Below are 24,661 nucleotides of genomic sequence, written 5' to 3' on the forward strand. Positions count from 1 at the left end.
AGCGGTAAATTATGGACATAACTCCGCGGAAGAATTCATAAATTACAATGAATATCTTCTGCGGAGCTTTTTCTTTGAGACTGAAAACTTTTCACAAAAAAAAGGTGGTCACGGTGTTTTTTGCCTGTGTGTTCGCGCTGGCGTTCCTGGCGGGCAGGCTGATTGACCTGATGCTGTTTGAATCGGAGTATTACGCGAAAAAAGCGCAGGATCTGCACGAGCGCGAGCGCGATATCAAGGCGGCGCGCGGAAAAATTATCGACGCGTGCGGCAACGTGCTTGCCACCAACCAGACCGTCTGCACGATTTCTGTCATTCACAGCCAGATTGAGGAGCCGGAGAGAGTGATACAGGTGCTGACGGAGGAGCTGGGGCTTCCGGAGGAGACGGTGCGGGCGCGCGTCGAAAAGCGCAGTTCTATCGAGCGCATAAAGACGAATGTAGCGAAGGAGACCGGCGATAAAATCCGGGAAATGAATCTGGCGGGCGTGAAGGTGGATGAGGATTTTAAACGCTGGTACCCCTACGGGACGCTCGCTTCCAAGGTGCTCGGCTTTACGGGCGGCGATAACCAGGGAATCATCGGGCTGGAGGTAAAATACGAGGACATTCTGAAGGGGAGCGACGGAAAGATCCTCACGCTCACGGACGCGCGCGGCGTCGAGCTGCCGGAGGCGGGGGAGAGCCGTCTGGAGCCGGTTCCCGGAAACGATCTTTATATCAGCCTGGATGCCAACATTCAGAAATATGCGGAGCAGGCGGCGGAAAAGGTGATGGAAAAAAAGAGCGCCGACCGCGTCTCCATCATTATCATGCGTCCGTCAAACGGAGAGATTCTCGCAATGACCGACGTGCCGGAATTTGACCTCAACAATCCATTCGAACTGAATATAGAGGTGGATGAGGAGAACAGCTCTGCCCTTCAAGCGGAGGAGACGCAGGGGGCAGCGGCGCTTCTGACGGAGGAGACGCAGGAGGCAGCGGCGCTTCTGACGGAGGAGGCGCAGGAGGCAGCGGCGCTTCTGGCAGAGGACGCCGTGGAGGCGATGACGGCTTCAGAGCAGCAGGACGCCTGGAACCGGATGTGGCGCAACGGCTGCATCAACGATACCTACGAGCCGGGCTCCACCTTCAAGATTATCACAGCCTCCGCCGGACTGGAGGCGGGCGTCGTCTCCCTTACCGACCAGTTTTCCTGTCCGGGCTTTAAAATCGTGGAGGACCGGAAAATCCGCTGCCATAAGGTGACGGGGCACGGCAGCGAAAACTTTGTGCAGGGGGCGCAGAATTCCTGTAATCCGGTGTTCATCGAGGTGGGGCTGCGGCTCGGCGTGGAGCGGTACTACAGCTATTTTGAAAAGTTCGGACTGCTGCAGAAAACCGGTATCGATTTGCCGGGCGAGGCGGCGACCATCATGCATAAAATGGAAAATATGGGACAGGTGGAGCTTGCCACCGTATCCTTCGGACAATCGTTCCAGATTACGCCCCTGCAGCTTATCACCACGGTCAGCTCGCTCATTAACGGAGGCAGGCGCGTCACGCCGCACTTTGGCGTGGAGGTGCGCGACGGGGAGGGCGCGCTTCTGAAGGAGCTGGAATACCCGGCGGGCGATGAGATTCTTTCGGAGGAGACATCGGAAACTCTGCGGTATATCCTGGAGCAGGTGGTGGACGGCGGCTCCGGAAAGAATGCCTACCTGGAGGGCTATCACATAGGCGGAAAGACGGCGACCTCCGAGACGCTGCCGCGCAGCGCCAACAAATATATCTCCTCCTTTATCGGTTTTGCACCGGCGGACGACCCGCAGGTAATCGGACTGTGTGTCATCCATAATCCGCAGGGCGTATACTACGGCGGCACCATCGCGGCGCCCGTTATCCAGGAAATCTTCGCAAATATCCTGCCCTATCTGGGGATTGAAAAAGACAATATGTAACTACTCAGCCAACAAGCCACAGACCGCCTGCTGTGCAGGTTATTCGCTGTTTGCACAGCTCCTGTCTTGCCTGGCATGCGTGAAAAGGTCCAGTGGACCTTTTCTTAGCTGTGACTTATGGCTAAACGCCATATGTCAAATATCAGAAACATCTGCTTACATGCAAGCATGACGCATCTGTTTCTGACATTTGCCGCATGGCTGAGTAGTAGTAACTTTTGGTTGCCTGATAAAGAAAAAAGACTTATAATAGGATACACACGTCTTTTTAGATAACAGGAGGATAACATAATGATAAGTATGGAAGTAGTTTTATCGCTGCTGATTTCTTTTGCGATCAGCGTGATTTTAAGTCCCTTTGTGATTCCGTTTCTCAGAAAGCTGAAGGTGGGAAACACAGAGCGGACGGACGGTGTGCAGTCGCATCTGAAAAAGTCCGGTACGCCGACGATGGGCGGTCTGATTATTCTGATTAGCGTGCTGGTGACGTCGCTTTTATTTATCGGACGGTATCCGCGCATTATCCCGATTCTCTTTCTGACGCTGGGCTTTGGAATTATCGGCTTTCTGGACGACTATCTGAAAGTAGTGCTGCGGCGCTCGGACGGTCTGCTGCCGAAGCAGAAATTTCTTCTCCAGATTGTGGTGACGACGATTTTTGTGATTTACATACTGGTGGTGGACCCGGACTGTCTGCTGATCATGCTGCCTTTCACGGGCGGAATGTATTTTGACTGTGTCTGGGTGACGGTGCCGCTGGTTTATCTGGTGGTGCTCGGCACGGTAAACGGCGTGAACTTTACGGACGGTCTGGACGGGCTTGCCACGGGCGTTACCACGATGGTGGCGGTGTTCTTTACGGTGGTTTCCATCGGCACGAAGGCGGGCATCGAGCCGATCACGGCGGCAGTCTGCGGCGCTCTTCTGGGATTTCTGCTGTTCAATTCGCACCCGGCGCAGGTGTTTATGGGGGATACCGGTTCTCTCGCGCTGGGCGGCTTTGTGGCGGGCTGCGCCTATGTGCTGCAGATTCCGATTCTGATACCGGTGTTTGGATTTATTTATATGATAGAGGTTATCTCGGTGATTATCCAGGTCCTCTACTTTAAGAAAACAGGCGGAAAACGGTTCTTTAAAATGGCGCCGATTCATCATCATTTTGAGCTCTGCGGCTGGTCCGAGACGCAGATCGTGTCCGCCTTTACGGTAATCACGGCGCTGCTTTGCGTAATCAGCCTGTGTGGTCTGCAGGTGTAAAAGAGACGGAGGAAAACAACATGGATCTACAAAATAAAAAGGTACTGGTCTTCGGGACGGGCATCAGCGGCATTGCCGCGGCGCAGCTTCTGGAAAAGATGGGCGCCCTGCCGGTACTTTTTGACGGAAATACGGAACTGAAGAAGGAGGATATCCGGGAAAAGCTTGACGGCACAGAGGCGGAGATCTATCTCGGAGAGCTGCCGCAGGATACGGCAGAGCAGCTTTCCCTGGTGGTGTTAAGCCCCGGCGTACCAACAGACCTTCCGCTTGTAAATGCGCTGCGGGAGCGCGGACTTCCCATCTGGGGAGAGATTGAGCTTGCCTACGAAAACAGCCGCGGCGATGTCCTTGCTGTCACCGGCACAAACGGCAAGACGACCACGACCAGCCTGCTCGGCGCTATCATGAAGCATGCGCGGGATTCGGTGTTTGTGGTCGGCAATATCGGCGTGCCCTACACGCAGATGGTTACGCAGACAACGGAGGATTCTGTGACGGTTGCGGAAATCAGCAGCTTCCAGCTGGAAACTATCGAGGCGTTCCGTCCGAAGGTCAGCGCGATTTTAAATATCACGCCGGACCACCTGAACCGGCACCATACGATGGAGGAATACATCCGGGTAAAGGAGCTGATTACCTTAAACCAGACGCCGGAGGATACCTGCGTGCTCAATTATGAGGATGAAATTTTGCGGGAATTCGGGAAAAGCCTTTCCTGTCGCGTCATATTTTTCAGCAGTCTGCGTACATTAGAAAAGGGAATTTCTTTAAACGGCGACAGAATTGAATACCGCGACGGGGATACCGTTATTCCCTTCTGCAGCACCGGGGAGCTGAAGCTTCCGGGAAGACATAACTATGAAAATGTGATGGCGGCTGCGGCAATGGCGCTGGCATACGGCGTATCCGTGGAGGATATCTGCTATGTGCTGAAGCGCTTCACGGCGGTTGAGCACCGCATTGAGTTTGTGGCGGAGGTGGACGGTGTCGCTTATTATAACGATTCCAAGGGAACCAATCCGGACGCCGCCATCAAGGGAATCCAGGCGATGGACCGCCCGACGCTGCTGATTGGCGGCGGCTACGATAAAAACTCCGATTACGAGGAGTGGATACAGGCGTTTGACGGCAAGGTGCGCTATCTCGTGCTCATCGGTCAGACGCGGGAGAAGATTAAGGAGGCGGCAGAGCGGTGCGGCTTTACGGATACCGTGCTCGCCGATACCTTTGAGGAGGCGTTTGATTTCTGCGCCGGTCATGCCCGCAGGGGCGACGCGGTGCTCCTCTCACCCGCCTGCGCAAGCTGGGGCATGTTCCCCAACTACGAGGTGCGCGGCAAAGTATTCAAAGAGCTGGTGCATAAGCTGGAGCACAGACCGGAGTAAAATGGGCGCCGCTGCCCGCCTGGGCAGACCTTCTGCCCCCGGTCCGTCTGCGGGAAAATTTTGTGACAGGAGTGATTGCTTGCATCCAGGAAAGAAGAATCCGGATTACACACTTCTGATAATTGTGCTTGCCCTGGTTGTTTTCGGGCTGGTGACACTGCAGAGTACAAGCGCATACAACGGCAGGGTCCGCTTTCTGGACGCCGGTTATTATTTTAAGAAACAATTATTCGCCACCGTGCTCGGACTGATTGCGATGGGAATGATTTCCCGCATGGATTACCATATATTTTCCAGATTTGCCGTCTGGGGATATCTGGCATCCCTGGCATTATCGGGCGCTGTGCTGCTGGTGGGGGATTCCTACAACGGCTCAAAGCGCTGGCTCTCGCTGGGACCGTTATCGTTCCAGCCCTCGGAATTTGCCAAACCGGCGGTGATTCTGTTCCTCGCTTATATCATCAGCAGCCGCCGGAAAAAACAGGGAAGCATCGCCATGCTGACAGGCGTTGTGGTGCTTGTGCTGCCGATCGTTGCGCTGGTGGGCACTAATAACTTAAGCACCGCGATCATCATTCTGGGAATCGCCGTGATTCTGGCGTTTGTCTCAAATCCAAAATATCTGCAGTTTGTGTGGCTCGGTCTGACAGGAGTCGGCTTTATCGCTGTTTTTCTGAGCATGGAGCAGTACCGCCTGGAGCGTCTTGCCATCTGGCGCAATCCGGAGGCTTACGAAAAAGGCTTCCAGACCATCCAGGGACTGTATGCCATCGGCTCCGGCGGTCTCTTTGGCAGGGGACTTGGCGAGAGCCTGCAGAAGCTGGGCTTTGTGCCGGAGGCGCAGAACGATATGATTTTTTCGATTATCTGCGAAGAGCTCGGACTGATGGGAGCGCTGCTTCTGCTGTTTATTTTTCTCTTGATGCTGTGGCGGTTTATGGTAATTGCCACGCACGCGCCCGATTTGTTCGGCGCGCTGATCTGCGCCGGAATTATGGGGCATATTGCAATCCAGGTGATTTTAAATGTTGCGGTGGTAACAAATACGATTCCGAATACTGGCATTACGCTGCCGTTTATCAGCTATGGAGGAACGTCCGTGCTGTTTCTGCTTGCGGAAATGGGGCTGGCGCTTTCTGTCAGCAGGTGGCAAAAAGGAAACTCCGGCATATACTAACGTATGCGTTGTATAGTGCGGAGGTAAAGGCGTGAATCGGATACAGACCAGAGGCAACATTCCGCTGTGCGGAGAAGTGACAATACAGGGAGCGAAAAATGCTGCTCTGCCGCTGATGGCGGCGGCGGTTCTTCACAGAGGAACGACGGTACTTCACCGCTGCCCGCAGATCCTGGATGTGGAATACATGAGCGGGATTCTGCGCGGGCTTGGCTGCACGGTGCGAAGAGAGGGGCAGACGCTGATAATTGATGCGCGGGAAATCTCGGATTTCTGCGTGGCGGCGCAGCCTGCCACCTGTCTGCGCGCGTCCGTGCTTCTGATGGGGAGCCTGCTTGGCAGATGCGGCTGTGCGCGGCTGCCATATCCGGGCGGCTGCACGATCGGCGAGCGCCCGATTGATTTGCACCTGCAGGTATTTGAGCGCATGGGCGCGCAGATTCTTCCGGAGGAGGAAGGAATCGGAGTGTACGCCGGAAAAGGATGCGCGAAAGAACCGGGGTGCGCCAGAGCGGATGGCGCGGCGCCGCCGGACCGGGCGCGTCTGCAGGGCTGCAGTCTGCGGCTCTCGTTTCCAAGTGTGGGCGCCACGGAGAACGCCATTCTCGGAGCGGTTCTTGCCGAGGGCACGACGGAGCTGGACGGCTGCGCAACGGAACCGGAAATTGCGGAGCTGTGCCGCTTTTTAAATCAGAAGGGAGCAAAAATCGAGGGAGTCGGCAGGCAGAGGCTTGTCATCACCGGTGTGACCTGTCTGCAGGATTCGCAGTATACGCTGATGCCCGACAGGATTGTGGCAGGTACATATCTGCTGGCGGCGGCAGGAACCAGGGGCAGGATTTCCGTGCGCGGCGTATGCCCGGAGCATCTGGGCGCACTGACGGAGGTGCTGCAGAAAAGCGGCGCGAAGCTGAAAACCGGGCGGGATGTTATCTGCATGGACGCCAGGGAGGCGTATCTTCCGGTATCCTCTGTGCGGACAGAGCCTTATCCGGGGTTCCCGACGGACCTGCAGTCCCAGCTCATGGTATTCCTGACCGGAGCGCGCGGGGTGAGCACGCTGGAGGAGCGGCTCTTTGAATCGCGGTTTCTGATTGCCGGGGAGCTGCAGAAAATGGGGGCGGAGCTTGCCATACACGGGCGGCTGGCTGTGATAAAAGGAACGTGCGGACTGCGGGGCGCCATCGTGCAGGCGCGTGAGTTGCGCGGGGGAGCGGCACTGGTAGCTGCCGGCCTGATGGCGGAGGGAGAGACCCTTGTCCTGGACAGTCATTTTATAAAGAGAGGCTATGAAGATATCTGCCGCGACCTTTCCGGTCTTGGGGCGGATATAAAAGAACTATGAGAGGTGTTTGAGCATGGAGCTGCAGAGGAGGAAAAAACGAAATCTGCTGAAGCTGCCGCTGCTGGTTTTCTTTGCTGTAGTTGTTATCGGCTTTGCGGTGATTTTCGGGCTGTTTCATATCCGCACGGTGGATGTGACTGGCAATCAGTTCTACTCAGCGGAAGAAATACAGAAAATGGTGATGTCGGATTCGCTGGCGGAAAATACGATTTACCTCACCTGGAAATACAGCGACCCGGCGGCAGCGGAAGAGCTTCCGTTTCTGAGCGCCGTGGAGATATCGATGATAGAGCCCTGGCATGTACAGATACGGGTGTATGAAAAAACAATCGCCGGGTATCTGATGTTCTCCGGTTCCAGGGTTTACTTTGATACGGACGGAAACGTGGTGGAAATTTCCGGGGAGGAGCGCGAGGGCGTTCCGCCGGTTTCCGGAATTTCCATCGGGCAGCCGGTGGTCGGTGAGGCACTGCCGGTGGCGGACGGAGGCTTTCTCGATGATATTGTGGCAAATGCCCGCGCGTTGCATCAGAGCGGTCTGACACCGGATGAGATCCACTACGACGACCAGCAGGAGCTGATACTCTACTTTGGCGAAAGCCGGGTGCTGCTGGGCGATACCTCGTATATGGAGGAAAAGCTGGAGGAGCTTTCCGCCATCTATCCGCAGATGGAGGGCATGTCCGGCACGCTCCACATGGAAAATTACACGCCGGATATCACATCCGTGCGCTTTGTTCCGGGAGAGCGCGGCGAGGAAGAGCAGGAGCTGATTATCAATCTGAACAGGACTTCCCAGGAAGCGGAAACGAATGAGGCGGGAGAGCCGGTGCAAAATGAAGACGGCACGCCACAGACGGATACGTCGGAGACGTCAGAGACCACAGCGGAGGAGGGCGGCAGCGGCTACGTGGAAGATTCCTCAAGATTCTCCACCGATGCCAACGGCAACGAAATCTATACGGACGAGGCGGGCAACACCACCACAAACCTCGATCAGCCCTATCTTGGGGACGACGGGCAGATTATCACCGACGGCTACGGCTACATCGACCCGTACACAGGCGCCTATATCCTGAATTAATGCAAATTCAAAAAATCAACGTGTCTGCGGGAGAAGCATGACATCCGGTTCCTGCAGAAGGTCTGCAAATACATGGATTGTGACCGGAGCCGGGCGGTCTGTATAAAAAACATTGAAAAAATACTTGATAATTCGCACGAAAACTTATATTATAGAAGAAATAGTGGGAAAATACTGTCATAGGACAGAGGACAAGAAGGAGGAAATACCTTGTTAGAGATTATGTCAAATGAAGCAGAGTCTGCGGCAAAGATTATTGTCATCGGAGTTGGCGGCGCAGGCGGGAATGCAGTAAATAGAATGGTAGACGAGGCGATTGCCGGTGTGGAGTTCATCGCTATCAATACAGATAAACAGGCGCTTGATTTATGCCGTGCGCCGCATACGATACAGATTGGTGAAAAAGTGACCAAGGGACTTGGCGCAGGCGCAAAGCCGCAGGTTGGACAGCAGGCGGCGGAGGAGAGCACGGAGGAGATCAAACAGGCGATCTCCGGCGCGGACATGGTATTCGTTACCTGCGGTATGGGCGGCGGCACCGGAACCGGAGCGGCTCCTGTTGTGGCAGGTCTTGCAAAAGAAATGGGTATTCTCACAGTCGGCGTTGTCACGAAGCCGTTCCGCTTCGAGGCGAAGACGCGTATGAACAACGCGCTCGCAGGCATTGAAAAATTAAAAGACAACGTAGATACACTCATTGTGATCCCGAACGACAAGCTTCTGGAAATTGTGGACAGGCGTACCACCATGCCGGAGGCGCTTAAAAAAGCGGACGAGGTGCTGCAGCAGGCAGTACAGGGAATCACAGACCTTATCAATCTGCCGGCGCTGATCAATCTGGATTTTGCGGATGTACAGACCGTTATGACAGATAAGGGAATCGCGCACATCGGTATCGGACAGGCAAAGGGCGACGACAAGGCGCTGGAGGCAGTAAAGCAGGCGGTATCCAGTCCGCTGCTGGAGACGACCATCAGCGGCGCTTCCCACGTTATTATCAATATTTCCGGAGACATTTCCCTTATGGATGCCAACGACGCGGCAAGCTATGTACAGGAAATGGCGGGAGAAAACGCAAACATTATCTTTGGTGCGATGTACGATGATACATACGCTGACGAGGCAAGTATCACCGTTATTGCAACCGGACTGAGCGACCAGAATAAAGAACAGGAACCGGCTCCGAAGAAGACGGGCACGGGCAGAAGAATCGTTCCGGATTTTAACTACCAGGCAAATACCGCCAAAACGGAAATGCCGTCCGGAATGCGCACACCGACACCGCTTGCGGGGCTGAACAACAGTGGCTCTTCCTCCACGGGAAGGCTGCGTACTCCGGAGAGCAAGGTGCAGGAGAGAGACATCCAGATTCCGGACTTCCTTAAAAGAAGATAGAAAAAGACAGGCAGGACTGCACGAAAAGGGCGGTTGTCCTGCCTTTTTGTCTCATGAGGTTTTTTGGGAGAAAACGCTTCGTGGGGCACAGGGAAAGAGAGAGTTTTAAACGGGGGATAAAAGATGAAAAAGATTGTAAAGAAGAGCCTTGGCATGCTTGTGCTGCTGTTTGCGTTTCTGATGCTTCCGACGGGACAGGCGAAGGCGGAAAATGTTGTGGTCGTGCTCGACCCCGGCCACGGCGGTGCGGAAGCCGGCGCGCGCAGTACCTGGGACGGCGTCAATTACTATGAAGAAGTTCTGAATCTGAAGATCGCCATGTACGCGAAGGAGGAGCTGGAGACTTACAGCGGCGTCACCGTCTATATGACGCGCACCACAAACACGGGCGTGTCGATGGACCGCGAGGCGCGCGTGAAGTTTGCAAAGAGCAGAAACGCGGACGCCCTGGTGAGCATCCACCTGAACAGCGGCGGCAAGGGCAAGGTGAGCGGCGCGCTCGCAATGGTACCGTCACTGTCCGGTTATCCGTACCAGGAGGCGTCGGAGGCGCAGGCTCTCGCTAAGGTTATCCTTGCGCAGCTTCACAGCAGTACGGGAGTGACGAACCGCGGCTTCCAGTACGACGATGAACTGGGCATTATTCTGTATGGAATGAAAAAGCAGAACGAGACGATTAAGACGAGCCTCGGCAAGCTGAAGGGCGTCGGTACCTACCGTCTGCCAAGCATGATTATTGAGCACTGCTTTCTGGACTGCAAAAGCGACTGCATCAAATATCTGAGCAGCGAGGCGAAGCTGAAAAAGCTTGGCGTTGCGGACGCCACCGGAATCGCAAAGTATTACGGGCTGAAAAAAGGCGGAGGAACGCAGGAGCCGCAGCCGGAGCCGGTTGTGAAAAACGGCTGGCAGACCGAGAACGGAAAGAAATGCTACTACATAAATGATGTCAAAGTAAAGAGCAAGTGGAAGTCCATCGGCGGGAAATATTATTATTTTGATGCCAGTGGCTATCTGAAGACGGGACCGTTTAAGATTGGTAAGAAAATGTACATTACCGACGAAAACGGTGTGCGCCAGACGGGGCTTGTGGAATACAAAGGCAGGCACTACTACGCCAGCAGCAAGGGAACCCTGTACACCGGCTGGCAGACGATAAACGGCAAAAAGTATTATTTCAGCCCTACCACCGGCAGGGCGCAGAAGGGGCTGAAGAAGATTGGGAAAAATACCTACTACTTCCATCCCACGACCGGCGTGATGCAGACCAAGTGGGTGAAGCTTGCGAACGGCAAAAAGATGTATTTCCGCAAGGCGGACGGCGTGCAGGTGAAGAGCAAATGGCTGCGGATCAATAAAAAATATTACTATATCGGCAGCAATGGCTATGCTTACGTGAACACAAAGAAGCGTATCAGCGGTAAGGTATATAAATTCAATGCAATCGGTGTCTGCACAAACCGAAAATAAAAGGGCGAAAGCCGCGCAGAGTGCGGCTTTCGCCGGAAGGAGGATATTATGAACAAGCCAGCACTGGTAATTATGGCAGCAGGAATGGGGAGCCGCTATGGCGGACTCAAACAGATCGACCCGGTCGATGAGCAGGGGCACATCATTATGGATTTTTCCATTTATGACGCAGTCCGCGCCGGCTTTGAAAAGGTGGTATTCATCATCAAAGAGGAGAACGAGGCGGATTTTAAAGCCTGCATCGGGGACCGCATGGAGAAGCAGGTGGAGGTGGCGTATGCTTACCAGCGTCTGAATGACCTGCCGGAGGGCTTTTCGGTGCCGGAGGGTCGTGTGAAGCCGTTTGGAACCGGTCAGGCGGTGCTTTCCGCTATCGACTGTATCGACGGACCGTTTGCGGTTATCAATGCGGATGATTACTATGGAGCAAATGCCTATCGCATGATGTATGATTATCTGACGACGCATGAGGACGATGAAAAATACCGCTATGCGATGGTGGGCTATATTCTGGAAAACACCCTCACAGAGAACGGTCATGTTGCGCGCGGCATCTGTGTGACGGATGAGAAGGGTTTTCTGACTGATATTCATGAGCGCACGCGCATAGAGCGTCACGGTGACGGGACGGCGTATACCGAGGACGAGGGAAAGACCTGGCACATGATTCTGGCGGGCAGCATTGTTTCCATGAACCTGTGGGGCTTCAGCCGCAGTATACTGCAGGAGCTGAAAAACGGTTTCCCGCGCTTCCTGGAGGAGAATCTGCCGGTAAATCCGCTTAAATGCGAATACTTCCTGCCGTTTGCCGTGGACGACCTGATCAAGGCGGGCAAGGCATCCGTGCAGGTGCTGGAGACAAAGGACCGCTGGTACGGTGTTACCTACAAGGAGGACAAGCCGGTGGTCGTGCAGGCGCTGCGCGATTTAAAGGCGGCGGGGCTGTACCCGGAGAAACTGTGGGAGTAAAACCCGTTTACGACTGTTAAAAAAAGTTCATAAAGAAAATAGAAAAGTATATACCATTTTCCTGTAAAATGGTATATACTTATTTTTGCAGGAAAAGAATCAGAGAAAACTGCAAAAAGATAAACAGGGAGGAAGATTCGAATGGCTATTTTAGTAACGGGCGGAGCCGGTTATATCGGGAGCCACACATGTGTAGAACTGCTGAATGAGGGTTATGAGGTTGTTGTAGTAGATAATCTTTATAACGCCAGCGAAAAAGCGCTGGAGCGCGTTGAGCAGATTACCGGGAAAAAAGTGAAATTTTATAAGGTGGACCTGCTGGACAAGGAAGCTCTGGCGGAAGTATTTGACAAAGAGGATATCGAATCGGTTATTCATTTTGCAGGTTTAAAGGCGGTGGGTGAATCGGTTGCGAAGCCGCTGGAATATTATCACAATAACATGACAGGCACCTTCAACCTCTGCGATGTGATGAGAAACCACGGCGTAAAGGACATTGTATTCAGCTCCTCGGCTACGGTTTACGGAGACCCGGCGTTTGTTCCGATCACGGAGGAGTGCCCGAAGGGTAAGATTACTAATCCGTATGGTCAGACAAAGGGAATGCTGGAGCAGGTGCTGACAGACCTGAATGTGGCGGACCCGGAGTGGAACGTGGTGCTTCTGCGCTACTTTAACCCGATCGGCGCGCACGAGAGCGGTCTGATCGGCGAGGACCCGAAAGGTATTCCGAACAATCTGGTGCCGTATATCGCACAGGTGGCGGTCGGCAAGCTGCAGGCGCTCGGTGTGTTCGGAAACGATTATGATACGCCGGATGGTACCGGTGTGCGCGACTACATTCATGTAGTGGACCTGGCAAAGGGACATGTGAAGGCGATTGAGAAGCTGAAAAAGAAGGAAGGCGTCAGCATCTACAATCTGGGCACCGGCAAGGGCTACAGTGTGCTGGATGTGCTGCATGCATTTGAAAAGGCGTGCGGAAAAGAGCTTCCGTATGTAATCAAGCCGCGCCGCGCAGGCGATATCGCGACCTGCTATGCAGACCCGACAAAGGCGAAAAACGAGCTTGGCTGGGTAGCGGAAAAAGGAATCGAGGAAATGTGCGCAGATAGCTGGAGATGGCAGAGCAAAAATCCGAACGGTTATGCCGATTAAGCTGTGCTGTGCATACTGCAGGGTAAGGGGCAGTTATGTTTGATATCCAGGAGGAATTAAAAAAACTCCCGGCTAAGCCGGGAGTTTATATTATGCACGACGAAAAAGATGCCATCATCTACGTCGGGAAGGCAGTCAGCCTTAAAAACCGGGTGCGGCAGTATTTTCAGAGCAGCCGCAACAAGGGTGTGAAAATAGAACAGATGGTGACAAAAATCAGCCGTTTTGAGTATATTGTCACCGACTCCGAGCTGGAGGCGCTGGTGCTGGAGTGCAATCTGATAAAGGAGCACCGCCCGAAATACAACACCATGCTGAAGGATGATAAGACGTATCCGTTTATTAAGGTAACGGTGAATGAGCCGTTTCCGCGGGTGCTTTTTTCGCGTACCATGAAAAAGGACAAGTCCCGCTATTTCGGTCCCTACACCAGCGCGGGCGCCGTCAAGGATACTATCGAGCTGATTAACAAGCTCTATAAGCTGCGCACCTGCAGCCGCGTTCTGCCGCGGGATACCGGGAAGGAGCGCCCGTGCCTGAATTATCATATCAAACAGTGCCAGGCGCCCTGCCAGGGCTATGTAAGCCAGGAGGAATACGCAAAGCGGGTGGCGCAGGCGGTGGAATTTCTGAACGGAAATTATAAGCCGGTGCTGAAGATGCTGGAGGAGCGCATGAATGAGGCGGCGGAACGGCTGGATTTTGAGGCGGCGATTGAGCAGCGGGAGCTGCTCGCCAGCGTGAAGCAGGTCGCGCAGAAGCAGAAGATCACCTCCGGCGACGGGGAGGATAAGGATGTCATCGCTCTTGCTGCCGACGACCGGGACGCCGTGGTCCAGGTGTTCTTTGTGCGCTCCGGACGATTGATAGGGCGGGACCATTTCTATCTGCGCGTCGCACCGCACGATACGCCGGGCGCGATTCTGGACAGCTTCCTGAAGCAGTTTTACTCCGGCACACCCTTTATACCGCATGAGATTATGCTGCAGGAGGAAATCGAGGATAAAGAAATCATCGAGGAGTGGCTCACAAAGCGGCGCGGCGGCAGAGTATATCTGCGCGTGCCGAAAAAGGGAACCAAGGAAAAGCTGGTGGAGCTGGCGGCGCAGAACGCACGCATGGTACTGACGCAGGACAGGGAGAAAATCAAGCGGGAGGAAGGCAGAACCATCGGCGCCATGAAGGAGATTGCCTCTCTGCTGGGACTGGAGAACGTGGTGCGCGTTGAGGCGTTTGATATTTCCAATATCAGCGGCTTCGAATCGGTAGGCTCCATGATCGTCTATGAAAAGGGCAGACCGAAGACAAGCGATTACCGCAAATTCAAAATTAAGACCGTGAAGGGACCGGACGACTACGCCAGCATGGAGGAAGTGCTCGGACGGCGGTTTGCGCACGGTCTGGCGGAGCGGGAGGAGAACGCGCAGTTCGGCAGCTTCAGTCGTTTTCCGGATCTGATTATGATGGATGGCGGCAAGGGGCAGGTAAACGTGGCGCTGCGCGTGCTGGATGAGCTGCATCTGGATATCCCGGTCTGCGGCATGGTAAAAGATGACAATCACCGCACACGCGGTCTGTACTACCAGAACGAGGAAGTCCCCATCGACCGCAGCTCCGAGGGCTTCCGGCTGATCACGCGCATCCAGGACGAGGCGCACCGCTTTGCTATTGAATATCACCGCTCGCTTCGCAGCAAGCAGCAGGTGCATTCTGTGCTGGACGACATTGAGGGCATCGGTGAGACGAGACGCAAGGCGCTGCTGCGCCGTTTTAAATCGCTGGAGGCGATACGCGACGCCTCCGTGGAGGAGCTCGCCTCCACGGAAACCATGAACCGGCAGGCGGCGCAGAAGGTATACGACTTCTTCCACTGATAATTGTGACATATTTTTTTTCGGGGCAGCGGTTTTCTGCCGTTGAAGTTCCCGGCGCTGTGTGCTATACTTTTTATAGCATAATGTCTAGTGGAGCCTGCGTCAGCAGGCACGAAGGTTAAGTTAAGGAGAAAGAACATGGCAAGCAGTGTATCACTGACCAGTATGGTAGAAAAGATGAACCTGAAGAATGTGACGCCGGAGGTAGATCTGAGCCAGATTCGCATCACAGTGCCCGACATCAACCGTGCGGCGCTGCAGCTTGCGGGTTATTTTGAGCATTTTACTTCAGAGCGCGTGCAGATTGTCGGATATGTGGAGTACACCTATCTGATGGGGCTTCCCCTGGAGGAAAAGCTGCCGGTTTACGAGCGCTTTGTTTCTTACAAGAGCCCCTGCATTATTTATACGACCAGGACGAAGCCGGAGGAGGAGCTTCTGCGGCTGGCGGTCCAGTATGGTGTTCCGGTCTTTATAACGGATAAGGAGACCTCAGCGTTTTCCGCAGAGCTGCAGCGGTGGCTGAATGTGGAGCTTGCGCCGTGTATTTCCATTCACGGTGTTCTGGTGGATGTATACGGCGAGGGCGTTCTGATCATGGGCGAGAGCGGCATCGGCAAGAGCGAAGCGGCGCTGGAGCTTATCCGGCGGGGACACCGTCTGATTTCTGACGATGTCGTGGAAATCCGCAAGGTAAGCGACGTCAGCCTGGTGGGAAGCGCGCCGGATATCACGCGCCACTTTATCGAGCTGCGCGGTATCGGTATCATTAATGTAAAGACCTTGTACGGCGTGGAGGCGGTGAAAAATACGCAGACCATTGATATCGTCATCAAGCTGGAGGAATGGGACAAGGATAAGGATTACGACCGCCTTGGACTGGAGGAGGAGTACACGGAATTTCTCGGAAACCGTGTGGTATGCCATTCGCTTCCCATCCGTCCGGGCAGAAATCTTGCGATTATCGTGGAAGCGGCAGCCGTCAACCACCGTCAGAAAAAGATGGGCTACAATGCGGCGCAGGAGCTGTACAACCGCGTGCAGCAGAACTTGACGAGAAAGCGGGAATTATAACAAAAGGAAAGAGACTGGCGAAAAATTTGCCGGAAAAGTGGAGGATGGGACATGAAGAAGTATTGCTTTGGAATCGATGTGGGCGGAACCACCGTAAAGTGCGGTCTGTTTGATGTAAAGGGAACCGTGCTCGATAAATGGGAGATTAAGACGCGGACGGAAAACAACGGCTGTAATATCCTGCCGGATGTGGCGGACACCATTTCCGATAAAATCCGCGAGAAAAATCTGGACCGCGATGAGATCGCCGGTATCGGACTGGGCGTTCCGGGACCGGTAAACGAGGAGGGCGAGGTGCCGGCTGCGGTAAATCTGCACTGGGGCTATGTGCATCTGGTGGACCAGATGGAGCGCCTTACCGGACTGAATGTCAAGGCGGGAAATGACGCCAATGTCGCTGCGCTCGGCGAAATGTGGAAGGGCGGCGGCGCCGGATATCACAATGTGGTTCTGGTTACGCTCGGCACCGGCGTGGGCGGCGGAATCATCAACAACGGACAGATCGTCACCGGTACGCACGGAGCGGGCGGCGAGATTGGACATATCCACGTCACCGATTCCCTTGACGTAAATTGTAACTGCGGAAACTGCGGCTGTCTGGAGCAGGTGGCATCGGCAACCGGCATCACCTTCCTGGCGAAACGCCGTCTGGAAAAGGATGATGCGCCGTCCGTACTGCGCAGGAGAAATCTTTCTGCAAAGTCCGTGTTTGACGCCGTCAAAGAGGGCGATGCGGTGGCAGTCGAAATCGCGGAGGAGTTTGGACATTATCTCGGCACCGCGCTTGCAAACGTCGCGGGCATCACAGACCCGGATATTTTTGTAATCGGCGGCGGTGTTTCCAAAGCCGGTCCTATTCTGCTGGAATTCATCCAGAAATATTATAAGCAGTACGCTTTCATGGCATGTAAAGAAACGCCGTTTGCGCTCGCGGAGCTCGGAAACGACGCCGGCATCTATGGAGCGGCAAAGCTCGTATTATAAAAATCATAACAGTCCAGCCTGGCAAAGCTGCGACAGAAAAGGCGCTTCCCCTGCGGGAGGCGCCTTTTCTGGCAGTATGGCGGCAGGCTAATAAATGGTGATTACCCCGTCGTCGTAATAATCGTCCGCCGGAATGTCATCAAAGGAAGTACCGCCTCCGGCATCCGGCTGCGCAGCGCCGCCATTTCCGGAACCGGAGCTGCCGCCGTTATTTCCGGAGCCGCCGATTTCGATGACGCCGTCTGTATTTCCGCCGCCGTTACCGCCGGTGTTTCCGCCGGAGTTATTTCCACCGGCGGCATTGCCGTCTTTCTTTTCTGTTTCCGATTCGGATTCTTTTTCCGTAAGAATTTCTATCGCATCCTTGTGTCCCGGACATATCTGGGTGGGCGGCGCGTAGCTGGAATCGTCCGTGGTGCCGGTGCTTCCTTCCGGGCGCTGGACGAATACTTTCGTGGTGGAAGAGCAGGTCTCCGAGGCACGCAGCCCCGTTTCCGTGCAGACGGAAACCGCAACATGGACATCGCAGGTTTCGGTCGGAACCGTATCAGTGGTGAAATATTCCGTGTAAACCTGGCTGCCGCGCTGGTCCGCGGTGCACAGCCCTTCCACGGCGAGCTTACCGGATTTTTTGCAGACCGTCGCCGTCGTGATGTTCTCCGGCTGCGTAAAGGAGACGGCGGGAAGCTCTGCGTGAATGCGGCTCATAATCGCGTTCCAGAGCGTTTTTGCGTAGCCGCTGAAGCTTCTGTCATAATCGGGTAGCGCGTCGTTGTTATCGTAGCCGCCCCATACGCCGCAGGTGTAGTAGGGCGTGTAGCCCTCAAACCAGATATCCTTTGACTCGTCGGTGGTGCCGGTTTTTCCTGCCACAGGCATATCGCCGAGGGTGATGTCGCCGTAAGCGGTGCCCTCCGGATTTTTGATGACGTCCTCCAGCGCTTTGGTGATGAGAAAAGCCGTGGTATCCTTTACCACACGCGTCGGTTCGCTGGTGTTGTCCAGAATCACATTTCCCTGGCTGTCCTCGATGCGGGAGTAAAATTTCGGTTCGATGTAGCTGCCGCCGTTCGCCAGAGCAGCGTAAGCGCCTGTCAGCTCCAGATTTACCACGCCGTCCGTGATGCCTCCGAGCGCAAGCGGCTGGTAGGCGTCGGAGAGCAGATTTCCGTTCTCGTCCAGATCATTATTATAAAGCGTTGTGATGCCGAAGCGCTCCAGGTAATCCATGCCGACCTGGGGCGTGATTTCCGTCAGACACTTTACGGCGACCACATTTATCGATTTTACCAGCGCGAAATGGATGGTCTCCAGACCGCTGTAGCCGTAATCGCTGTCCCAGTTGCGCAGTTCCGTGCCGGAGGAATAGGCGTAGGGCTCGTTGTCGTAAACGGTGGCAAGCGTTTTGCCGCTGCTGTCGATTGCCGGGGCGTAGGAGGCAAGCGGCTTGAAGGTGGAACCGGGCTGCCGTCTCGTGGAGGTGGCGCGGTTCAGCGTAAGGCTGGCTTCCTTTTCGCCTCTGCCGCCGACGATTGCTTTTACGTAACCGGTCGACTGCTCGATCACCACGACGGAAGCCTGCGGCTGCGGAACGAGGGAAATGCGCTCGCCAAGCAAAGCATCGCCCTCAGCGGTCATCGCTTCCTTAAACTGAGCCGCATAGGAGCGGGCGGTGTCTTCATCGTAAAACATCATATTGAAGGAAGCGTCCTGCGCTTCAAAATAATCCTGCACATCGGAGCTGCCGTAGTTGACCGTGGTGCCGTCCGCCTTCTGGAGGCTGAGGGCGTAGTCCAGCCCGATCAGCGTCTCGACAGGATAATTCGCTTCGTTGGCAAATTCCTCGTCGCAGATCTGCTGGATAGCTTCATCCTGCACGCTGAAAATGCGCAGACCGCCGGAATAGAGCGCGTTGTACGCCTGGCTGTCCGTATAACCGGCGTCGTCGACAAGGTCCTCCAGCACCTGCGCAATCAGCGCGTCGGTGTAGTAGGAATAAATCTCTGTCGTGCCGGTCTGAAGGTCGGTCTCCTGGATGCGCGAATAAACATCGTCGGCGAGCGCCTCATCACGCTCCGCCTGAGTGATGTAGCCCTGCTCCAGCATGGCATTCAGAATCTTTTCGCGGCGGGCGGCGTTTGCCTCCGGGTAGACGATCGGATTGTAGCCGGTCGGGTTCTGCGTGATACCGGCAATGACCGTGGATTCCGAGAGCGTAAGCTCTGAGACATCCTTATTAAAATAGCGGTGGGCGGCAGCCTGCACGCCGTATGCGCCCGCGCCGAGATTGATGGTGTTCAGATAATCTTCGAGGATTTTTTTCTTTGCTTCCTCCTTCGTCATGGTCTCTTCCAGATTCTTTTCCAGCTCCAGCGCCAGATACTGCTCCTGGAATTTCCGCTTGAAGCTCTCCGCAAGGGAGGATTCGTTTACCCAGTCCGGAAATACGCTGTTTTTCAGAAGCTGCTGCGTGATGGTGCTGGCGCCCTCCGAGAAGCTGCCGCCGGTGATACCCACCACAAAGGCGCGGAGAATACCGCGGATATCGATGCCGTTGTGCTCATAAAAGCGCTCATCCTCCACGGCGACTATCGCGTTCTGCAGATGCTCCGGCACCTGGTCGAGCGAGACCGGCGTGCGGTTTGAGGTGGGCGCCGTCAGTTTCTGGACGGCTTCACCGTTGGCATTATAAATATAAGTAGCCATTTCCTCCGGGGCGGTGCTGAGCGAGGAAATATCCGGTGCGCTCTGCAGAAGCCCCTGCATTGCCCCGTAGCCAGCGCATACGCCGGCAATGACCAGCGCGAACAGAGCGATGAGAAAGATGCGCAGAAGCGTCATGCCTGCTTTCTGCTCCACCTTTTCCGCCGTCATATTCCGCTGTTTTTTTTCAATATCGTATCTGCCATATTTCATGTGCAGCAATCCTTTCTTTTGAGTGAAGGCATATTCCGGCGTCCGGCTCACCTGCCTGTCAGAAGACGGATTCCTGTGCGGATTAAAGCCGCCGCATGACGCCGGATGGCCGGACTGTTACCACAAATTCTGCCCGGTTTTGCAAACAGTTATCCATAGTATAGCAGAAATTGAAAATAAATGCTATACTAAATAAAACAGGCAACCTGACAAGGAGAAAAATATGGCATATAATATTGTTTACAGAGGCGGAGAGGGCGAGATAACGGAGAAGAAATCCCGCTTTATCGCGACGGTGCAGCCGGTGCATTCCGAGGAGGAGGCGCTGGAGTTTATCAACGGATTAAAGAAGAAATACTGGAATGCCACGCACAACTGCTCGGCGTTTGTGGTGGGAGAGCGTCAGGAGCTGCAGCGCTGCAGCGACGACGGAGAGCCGCAGGGAACGGCGGGCAGACCGATGCTGGAGGTGCTGCTGGGTGCGGACATCCACGATGCGGCGGTGGTGGTGACGCGGTATTTCGGCGGAACGCTGCTGGGCACGGGCGGACTGGTGCGCGCCTACTCGAAGGCGGTGCAGGCGGGGCTTGCAGAGAGTGAGGTCATCGAGAAGATAAAGGGAAGCAGGCTGACGATCGGCACCGACTACAACAGTATTGGAAAGCTGCAGTATCTGCTGGGGCAGCGGGGCATTCCAGTGGTGGATTCGGTTTACGCCGAGGCGGTGGAGACTACGGTGCTGGTGCGCCGGGAGCAGGCGGCAGAGCTGATAGATGCGGTTACGGAGGCGACAAACGGAAAGGCGGTCTGCCGCGAGGAGCAGAATGTGTACTTTGCCTTTGCGGGGAAGGAGCCGGTGCTTTTCTGAGGCGTATCACTTTCTTACGGACTTTGCCCACAGGACTAGCTGCGCGTCGCAGTGAATGCAAAGTCCTGACCTGAACAGTAACGTAGCGCTTCAGATACCTGTTGCAGTGAGAGGTTTCGCTTGTCATTTACTGCGGATAGAGCTATAATGTAATGAACCGGAGGACAGGCGGGCAAAAAAGCATGTCGGCGTGTTCTTCTGTGTATGCCAGGATTCGTTTGCCGGGCAACTCATGATATGAAAAACAAGGGGATTATTTATGGGAGTCAGAGAAAGGGAAAGACCGGTCGGGATTTTTGATTCCGGCGTAGGCGGTCTGACAGTCACACGCGAGGTAATGCGCAATATACCGGAGGAGCGGATTGTGTATTTCGGAGATACGGCGCGTGTGCCATATGGAAGTAAATCAAAAGAGACGATTCTGCGCTACTCCAGGCAGATTGTACGCTTCCTGCTGACGCAGGATGTAAAGGCGATCGTGGTGGCGTGTAATACGGCGAGCGCCTTTGCGCTGGAGGAAATCCGTCACGAGCTGCCGGTCCCGATTATCGGCGTGGTCAGACCGGGAGCGAAGGTGGCGTGCGCGGCGACAAAAAATAACCGCATCGGCGTTATCGGCACGAAGGGAACGATTGCCAGCGGGCTGTATACGGAGCTCATCCGGCAGATTAAACCGGACGCCGAGGTCATTGGAAAGGCGTGCCCGCTGTTTGTGCCGCTGGTGGAAGAGGGCATGATGAAGGACACAGTGACGGAGGAGGTCGCGAGACGTTATCTTGCCGGGCTGCAGGAGCAGGATATTGACACGCTGATTCTCGGCTGTACGCATTATCCGCTGCTGCGCTCCATGATTGGAAAAATCATGGGAGAGGGTGTGACGCTGGTAAATCCGGCTTACGAGACGGCGTGCAGTCTGCGCACGCTGCTGATACAGGAAGGACTGCAGAATACGGAGCCGCTGGCGGAGGGAGAAAATCCGCACCGCTTCTATGTGAGCGATGCGCCGGAGAGTCTGATTGGCTTTGCAAACTCTATTCTGCCGGTTAATATTGAGAATGTACAGAAAATTAATATTGAGGAGTATTAGATGACAGAAGATGTTTTGGTGAGTATCCGGGGAATGCAGATGCTCGAAATGAATGACCAGGACGAGGTGGAGATAGTCACAAATGGAAAATACCTCCACAAAAACGGGAAGCATTATATCAGCTACGAAGAAGTGATGGAAGGCATGGAAGGTACCACACGCAATCTGATTAAGGTGGGCGAGGACGGCATGGAGGTATCGAAGCGCGGGCTGACAAATGTCCATATGGTGTTTGAGAAGGATAAGAAGAATGTCACATATTACGAGACACCGTTCGGGAATCTGATGGTGGGGATCGCCGCGACAAACATTGCGGTGAAAAACGATGAGAAGAATATTGATGTGACCGTAAATTATGCGCTGGATGTCAATTATGAGCATCTGGCGGACTGCACCATTAACATGAGCATCCAGTCAAAGGACGGCGGAAGCTTCCGGTTAAGCTGAAGAGAACGGCGGGACGGCTATGATGAAAAGAGCATTGATTTTAGGCGGCAGCGGGGGACTGAGCGGCATGCTGGCGAAGATGGCAGAAGCCTGCTATGAGGAGGTCTGGATTCTGACACGGGGCAGGAGAAAGACAGAGGGCGCATATCACCGGCTGACAGCGGACAGAAATGATGAGGCGGCTTTTGAGCGCTGTATTCTGGATGCGGGGGTACACTGGGATGTGGTGTTTGACTGCATCTGCATGAATGAAGCGCATGCCCGGCAGGATATCGGGATCCTGGGGCAGCGGACACAGCGTCTTGTGGTGATATCCACGGATTCGGTGTACGCGTCGGAATATAAAAAGGTGCTCCAGACCGAGGAGGGCATCTTTGTGGGGGACAGACCCGCCAGGATAGAAATCCCGTCGTATGCGATGGACAAGCGCCGCATGGAAAAGGTTTTTGAAAGCTATTTTGCACAGCAGAGGACGGACGGGCAGAGGGGAATGCAAATCACGATTTTCCGTCCGGGGCATATATTTGGTCCGGGCTTTCTGTCCGGCTGCTTTCCGATGCAGAGCAGGCAGGCGGATTTGCCGGAGACAATGAAAAAGGGAAAGCTTTCCCTGGTGGGCGGAGGCTGTTATCTCATCCATCCCATTTATGTGGAGGACCTTGCCGGTGTCATGCTGGACTGTGTGGAAAAGGAGCGCACCTTCCAGGAGATTTTCTGTGTCGGAGGACCGGAAATCATAGAAAACAGGACGTACTATGAGATTCTCGCCCGGATTATGGGCGTGGAAACAGAAATTGAAGAAATACCGCTTACCGGGTTTGTGGAGAGCCATCCGGAATATTACGGGCATCTCTGCCACCGGGCTTACGATCTGACAAAGCTTGCCCGCGCCGGGGTCACGCTTCCGTCCACGACGGTGGAGGAAGGACTGCGGGCGCAGTACCGGTACTGGCGGCAGAGGGAAATGATATGACGGGTGTTGGAATTATCGGAATGGGTTCCATTTCAGAGAGCCACATCCGGGCTTACCGGCAGTTTGACGGGTGCTGCCGCATTGCGGCGCTGTATGACCGGAAGCTGGAGAAGGCGCTGGAGAAAAAGAAGGCTTTTCATCTGGAGGCGGAGATATACGCGGACTACCGGGAGCTATTGAAAAATCCGGAGGTACAGCTGGTGAGCATCTGCCTGCCGCCATATCTGCACGCCGGCGTGGCGGTGGAATGTATGCGGGCGGGAAAGCATGTGCTGCTGGAGAAGCCGATGGCGCCGTCTCTGGAGGAATGCGACCGGATGCTTACAGAGCAGAAAAGAGCGGGCTGCTATCTTGGCGTTATCTCGCAGAACCGCTACCGGAAGGAGAATCTGTTTCTGAAAAGAATGGTGGAGAGCGGGGTGGCTGGCCCTGTTTTATCCGGGGAGGTGAGATCCTGCTGGTACCGAGGAAATGCCTATTATGCGCCTGCCTGGAGAGGAAACTGGGAAACGGAGGGCGGAGGCTGCCTCTTAAACCATGCGATCCATCAGATTGATCTGCTGGACTGGATACTCGGAAAGCCCTGCGAGGTGTACGCGGTCATGAAAAATCTGGCACATCCCGGCTCGGAGGTGGAGGACATGGCGGCGGCGATTTTAAGATATCCCTCCGGGGCGGTGATTACGCTGGAAGTGTCGCTGGTATCCCACGGGGAGAAGCAGTCCATCGTGCTGCAGGGAACGGAGGCGGCTTTATCCGCGCCGTTTTCCGTGGAATGCAGCAGGGAGAATGAAACGGGATTTCCGGAGGAGAACAGGGAACTGAAAGACCGTCTGATACGGGAATACCAGAGCATGGAGGAGCCGCCCTTTTCCGGCTTTGCAGGGCAGATAGACGCGGTACTGAGTGCGCTGGAGAGCGGGAAGACCTGCGGCGTCACCAAAGCGGATGGAAGAGACGCCGCCGGGGTGGCGACGGCACAGAAGATATGGGAGCGCTGCGGTGTCACCAAAGCGGATGGAAGAGACGCCGCCGGGGTGGCGACGGTGCAGAAGATATGGGAGCGCTGCGGCGTCACCGGAGAGGATGGAAGAGATGCCATCGAGGTTGTGACGGCGCTGTACGAATCGGCGGTGACGGGGACGGCGGTAAAATTACCGTCAGGAATACAGTCCGGTTTTTACAGCCGGGACGGACGGCTGATGAGATTAAAAGAGAAAACACTGTAAAAAAGTGCCGGCAGGTTCATCCTGCC

Annotated in this window: 19 protein-coding genes; 18 read left to right on the forward strand and 1 reads right to left on the reverse strand. The window is 54.8% G+C overall.

Annotation, left to right across the window (positions count from 1 at the left end; translation table 11 throughout):
- Positions 1 to 74 precede the first annotated feature (74 nt).
- From NQ534_RS15620 to NQ534_RS15680, 13 genes are all read left to right on the forward strand, one after another.
- Complete coding sequence (locus tag NQ534_RS15620) at positions 75 to 1,940, forward strand: peptidoglycan D,D-transpeptidase FtsI family protein (protein ID WP_074680087.1); 1,866 nt, start codon at positions 75 to 77, stop codon at positions 1,938 to 1,940.
- A 294-nt stretch (positions 1,941 to 2,234) separates the two neighbouring features.
- Positions 2,235 to 3,197: a phospho-N-acetylmuramoyl-pentapeptide-transferase gene (gene mraY / locus NQ534_RS15625; protein WP_040783937.1), complete on the forward strand. Its 963-nt coding sequence runs from the start codon at positions 2,235 to 2,237 to the stop codon at positions 3,195 to 3,197.
- Positions 3,198 to 3,217: 20 nt separating this feature from the next.
- Positions 3,218 to 4,585 carry a UDP-N-acetylmuramoyl-L-alanine--D-glutamate ligase gene (gene murD / locus NQ534_RS15630; RefSeq protein ID WP_040783862.1) on the forward strand — a complete coding sequence of 456 codons (1,368 nt, stop codon included), beginning with the start codon at positions 3,218 to 3,220 and terminating at the stop codon, positions 4,583 to 4,585.
- Position 4,586: 1 nt separating this feature from the next.
- Positions 4,587 to 5,762 carry an FtsW/RodA/SpoVE family cell cycle protein gene (locus NQ534_RS15635; RefSeq protein WP_006862703.1) on the forward strand — a complete coding sequence of 392 codons (1,176 nt, stop codon included), beginning with the start codon at positions 4,587 to 4,589 and terminating at the stop codon, positions 5,760 to 5,762.
- Between the two features lie 31 nt (positions 5,763 to 5,793).
- The gene (locus tag NQ534_RS15640) at positions 5,794 to 7,107 is read left to right on the forward strand and encodes a UDP-N-acetylglucosamine 1-carboxyvinyltransferase (RefSeq protein WP_006862704.1); all 1,314 of its coding nucleotides are present in this window, start codon (positions 5,794 to 5,796) and stop codon (positions 7,105 to 7,107) included.
- A 13-nt stretch (positions 7,108 to 7,120) separates the two neighbouring features.
- Positions 7,121 to 8,191 carry a cell division protein FtsQ/DivIB gene (locus NQ534_RS15645; RefSeq protein ID WP_006862705.1) on the forward strand — a complete coding sequence of 357 codons (1,071 nt, stop codon included), beginning with the start codon at positions 7,121 to 7,123 and terminating at the stop codon, positions 8,189 to 8,191.
- 222 nt (positions 8,192 to 8,413) lie between these two features.
- A complete protein-coding gene (gene ftsZ, locus NQ534_RS15650) occupies positions 8,414 to 9,586 on the forward strand; it encodes a cell division protein FtsZ (RefSeq protein ID WP_006862706.1) in 1,173 nt (390 codons plus the stop codon).
- A 123-nt stretch (positions 9,587 to 9,709) separates the two neighbouring features.
- On the forward strand, positions 9,710 to 11,056 hold the full coding sequence (locus NQ534_RS15655; RefSeq protein WP_006862707.1) for an N-acetylmuramoyl-L-alanine amidase: 1,347 nt from the start codon (positions 9,710 to 9,712) through the stop codon (positions 11,054 to 11,056).
- 48 nt (positions 11,057 to 11,104) lie between these two features.
- A complete protein-coding gene (locus NQ534_RS15660; protein ID WP_006862708.1) occupies positions 11,105 to 12,025 on the forward strand; it encodes a nucleotidyltransferase family protein in 921 nt (306 codons plus the stop codon).
- Between the two features lie 141 nt (positions 12,026 to 12,166).
- Positions 12,167 to 13,183 carry a UDP-glucose 4-epimerase GalE gene (gene galE, locus NQ534_RS15665; protein WP_006862709.1) on the forward strand — a complete coding sequence of 339 codons (1,017 nt, stop codon included), beginning with the start codon at positions 12,167 to 12,169 and terminating at the stop codon, positions 13,181 to 13,183.
- A gap of 35 nt (positions 13,184 to 13,218) precedes the next feature.
- Complete coding sequence (gene uvrC / locus NQ534_RS15670; RefSeq protein ID WP_006862710.1) at positions 13,219 to 15,057, forward strand: excinuclease ABC subunit UvrC; 1,839 nt, start codon at positions 13,219 to 13,221, stop codon at positions 15,055 to 15,057.
- Between the two features lie 138 nt (positions 15,058 to 15,195).
- Positions 15,196 to 16,131 carry an HPr(Ser) kinase/phosphatase gene (hprK, locus tag NQ534_RS15675; protein ID WP_040783870.1) on the forward strand — a complete coding sequence of 312 codons (936 nt, stop codon included), beginning with the start codon at positions 15,196 to 15,198 and terminating at the stop codon, positions 16,129 to 16,131.
- 51 nt (positions 16,132 to 16,182) lie between these two features.
- Complete coding sequence (locus NQ534_RS15680) at positions 16,183 to 17,115, forward strand: ROK family glucokinase (RefSeq protein ID WP_006862712.1); 933 nt, start codon at positions 16,183 to 16,185, stop codon at positions 17,113 to 17,115.
- Positions 17,116 to 17,202: 87 nt separating this feature from the next.
- Here NQ534_RS15680 and NQ534_RS15685 read toward each other — a convergent pair whose 3' ends face one another.
- Positions 17,203 to 20,031, reverse strand: coding sequence for a transglycosylase domain-containing protein (locus tag NQ534_RS15685; RefSeq protein WP_006862713.1), 2,829 nt, complete (start codon positions 20,029 to 20,031; stop codon positions 17,203 to 17,205).
- Positions 20,032 to 20,254: 223 nt separating this feature from the next.
- Between NQ534_RS15685 and NQ534_RS15690 the strand changes: the two genes are divergently transcribed.
- The 5 genes from NQ534_RS15690 to NQ534_RS15710 all read left to right on the forward strand — a co-directional run bounded on the left by NQ534_RS15690 (position 20,255) and on the right by NQ534_RS15710 (position 24,635).
- On the forward strand, positions 20,255 to 20,899 hold the full coding sequence (locus tag NQ534_RS15690; protein ID WP_006862715.1) for a YigZ family protein: 645 nt from the start codon (positions 20,255 to 20,257) through the stop codon (positions 20,897 to 20,899).
- A gap of 259 nt (positions 20,900 to 21,158) precedes the next feature.
- Positions 21,159 to 21,986, forward strand: a complete 828-nt coding sequence (gene murI, locus NQ534_RS15695) for a glutamate racemase (RefSeq protein WP_006862716.1) — start codon at positions 21,159 to 21,161, stop codon at positions 21,984 to 21,986.
- The gene (locus NQ534_RS15700; protein WP_006862717.1) at positions 21,987 to 22,433 is read left to right on the forward strand and encodes a YwiB family protein; all 447 of its coding nucleotides are present in this window, start codon (positions 21,987 to 21,989) and stop codon (positions 22,431 to 22,433) included.
- A gap of 19 nt (positions 22,434 to 22,452) precedes the next feature.
- Positions 22,453 to 23,406 carry an NAD-dependent epimerase/dehydratase family protein gene (locus NQ534_RS15705; RefSeq protein ID WP_006862718.1) on the forward strand — a complete coding sequence of 318 codons (954 nt, stop codon included), beginning with the start codon at positions 22,453 to 22,455 and terminating at the stop codon, positions 23,404 to 23,406.
- Entirely contained in the window at positions 23,403 to 24,635 is a 1,233-nt protein-coding gene (locus NQ534_RS15710) for a Gfo/Idh/MocA family protein (protein ID WP_006862719.1), read from the forward strand. The genes NQ534_RS15705 and NQ534_RS15710 overlap by 4 nt, the downstream gene beginning before the upstream one ends.
- Positions 24,636 to 24,661 lie beyond the last annotated feature (26 nt).

The sequence above is a fragment of the Marvinbryantia formatexigens DSM 14469 genome (genome assembly GCF_025148285.1).
GTDB lineage: Bacteria > Bacillota > Clostridia > Lachnospirales > Lachnospiraceae > Marvinbryantia > Marvinbryantia formatexigens.

Excerpts from the sequence above, each read along its gene's own strand:
- NQ534_RS15705 (WP_006862718.1), top strand. The coding sequence starts at position 22,453 with ATGATGAAAAGAGCATTGATTTTAGGCGGCAGCGGGGGACTGAGCGGC.
- uvrC (WP_006862710.1), top strand. The coding sequence starts at position 13,219 with ATGTTTGATATCCAGGAGGAATTAAAAAAACTCCCGGCTAAGCCGGGA.
- NQ534_RS15635 (WP_006862703.1), top strand. The coding sequence starts at position 4,587 with ATGGGCGCCGCTGCCCGCCTGGGCAGACCTTCTGCCCCCGGTCCGTCT.
- hprK (WP_040783870.1), top strand. The coding sequence starts at position 15,196 with ATGGCAAGCAGTGTATCACTGACCAGTATGGTAGAAAAGATGAACCTG.
- NQ534_RS15655 (WP_006862707.1), top strand. The coding sequence starts at position 9,710 with ATGAAAAAGATTGTAAAGAAGAGCCTTGGCATGCTTGTGCTGCTGTTT.
- NQ534_RS15645 (WP_006862705.1), top strand. The coding sequence starts at position 7,121 with ATGGAGCTGCAGAGGAGGAAAAAACGAAATCTGCTGAAGCTGCCGCTG.
- galE (WP_006862709.1), top strand. The coding sequence starts at position 12,167 with ATGGCTATTTTAGTAACGGGCGGAGCCGGTTATATCGGGAGCCACACA.
- murD (WP_040783862.1), top strand. The coding sequence starts at position 3,218 with ATGGATCTACAAAATAAAAAGGTACTGGTCTTCGGGACGGGCATCAGC.
- NQ534_RS15660 (WP_006862708.1), top strand. The coding sequence starts at position 11,105 with ATGAACAAGCCAGCACTGGTAATTATGGCAGCAGGAATGGGGAGCCGC.
- NQ534_RS15690 (WP_006862715.1), top strand. The coding sequence starts at position 20,255 with ATGGCATATAATATTGTTTACAGAGGCGGAGAGGGCGAGATAACGGAG.
- NQ534_RS15710 (WP_006862719.1), top strand. The coding sequence starts at position 23,403 with ATGACGGGTGTTGGAATTATCGGAATGGGTTCCATTTCAGAGAGCCAC.
- NQ534_RS15685 (WP_006862713.1), bottom strand. The coding sequence starts at position 20,031 with ATGAAATATGGCAGATACGATATTGAAAAAAAACAGCGGAATATGACG.
- NQ534_RS15680 (WP_006862712.1), top strand. The coding sequence starts at position 16,183 with ATGAAGAAGTATTGCTTTGGAATCGATGTGGGCGGAACCACCGTAAAG.
- NQ534_RS15700 (WP_006862717.1), top strand. The coding sequence starts at position 21,987 with ATGACAGAAGATGTTTTGGTGAGTATCCGGGGAATGCAGATGCTCGAA.
- murI (WP_006862716.1), top strand. The coding sequence starts at position 21,159 with ATGGGAGTCAGAGAAAGGGAAAGACCGGTCGGGATTTTTGATTCCGGC.
- ftsZ (WP_006862706.1), top strand. The coding sequence starts at position 8,414 with ATGTCAAATGAAGCAGAGTCTGCGGCAAAGATTATTGTCATCGGAGTT.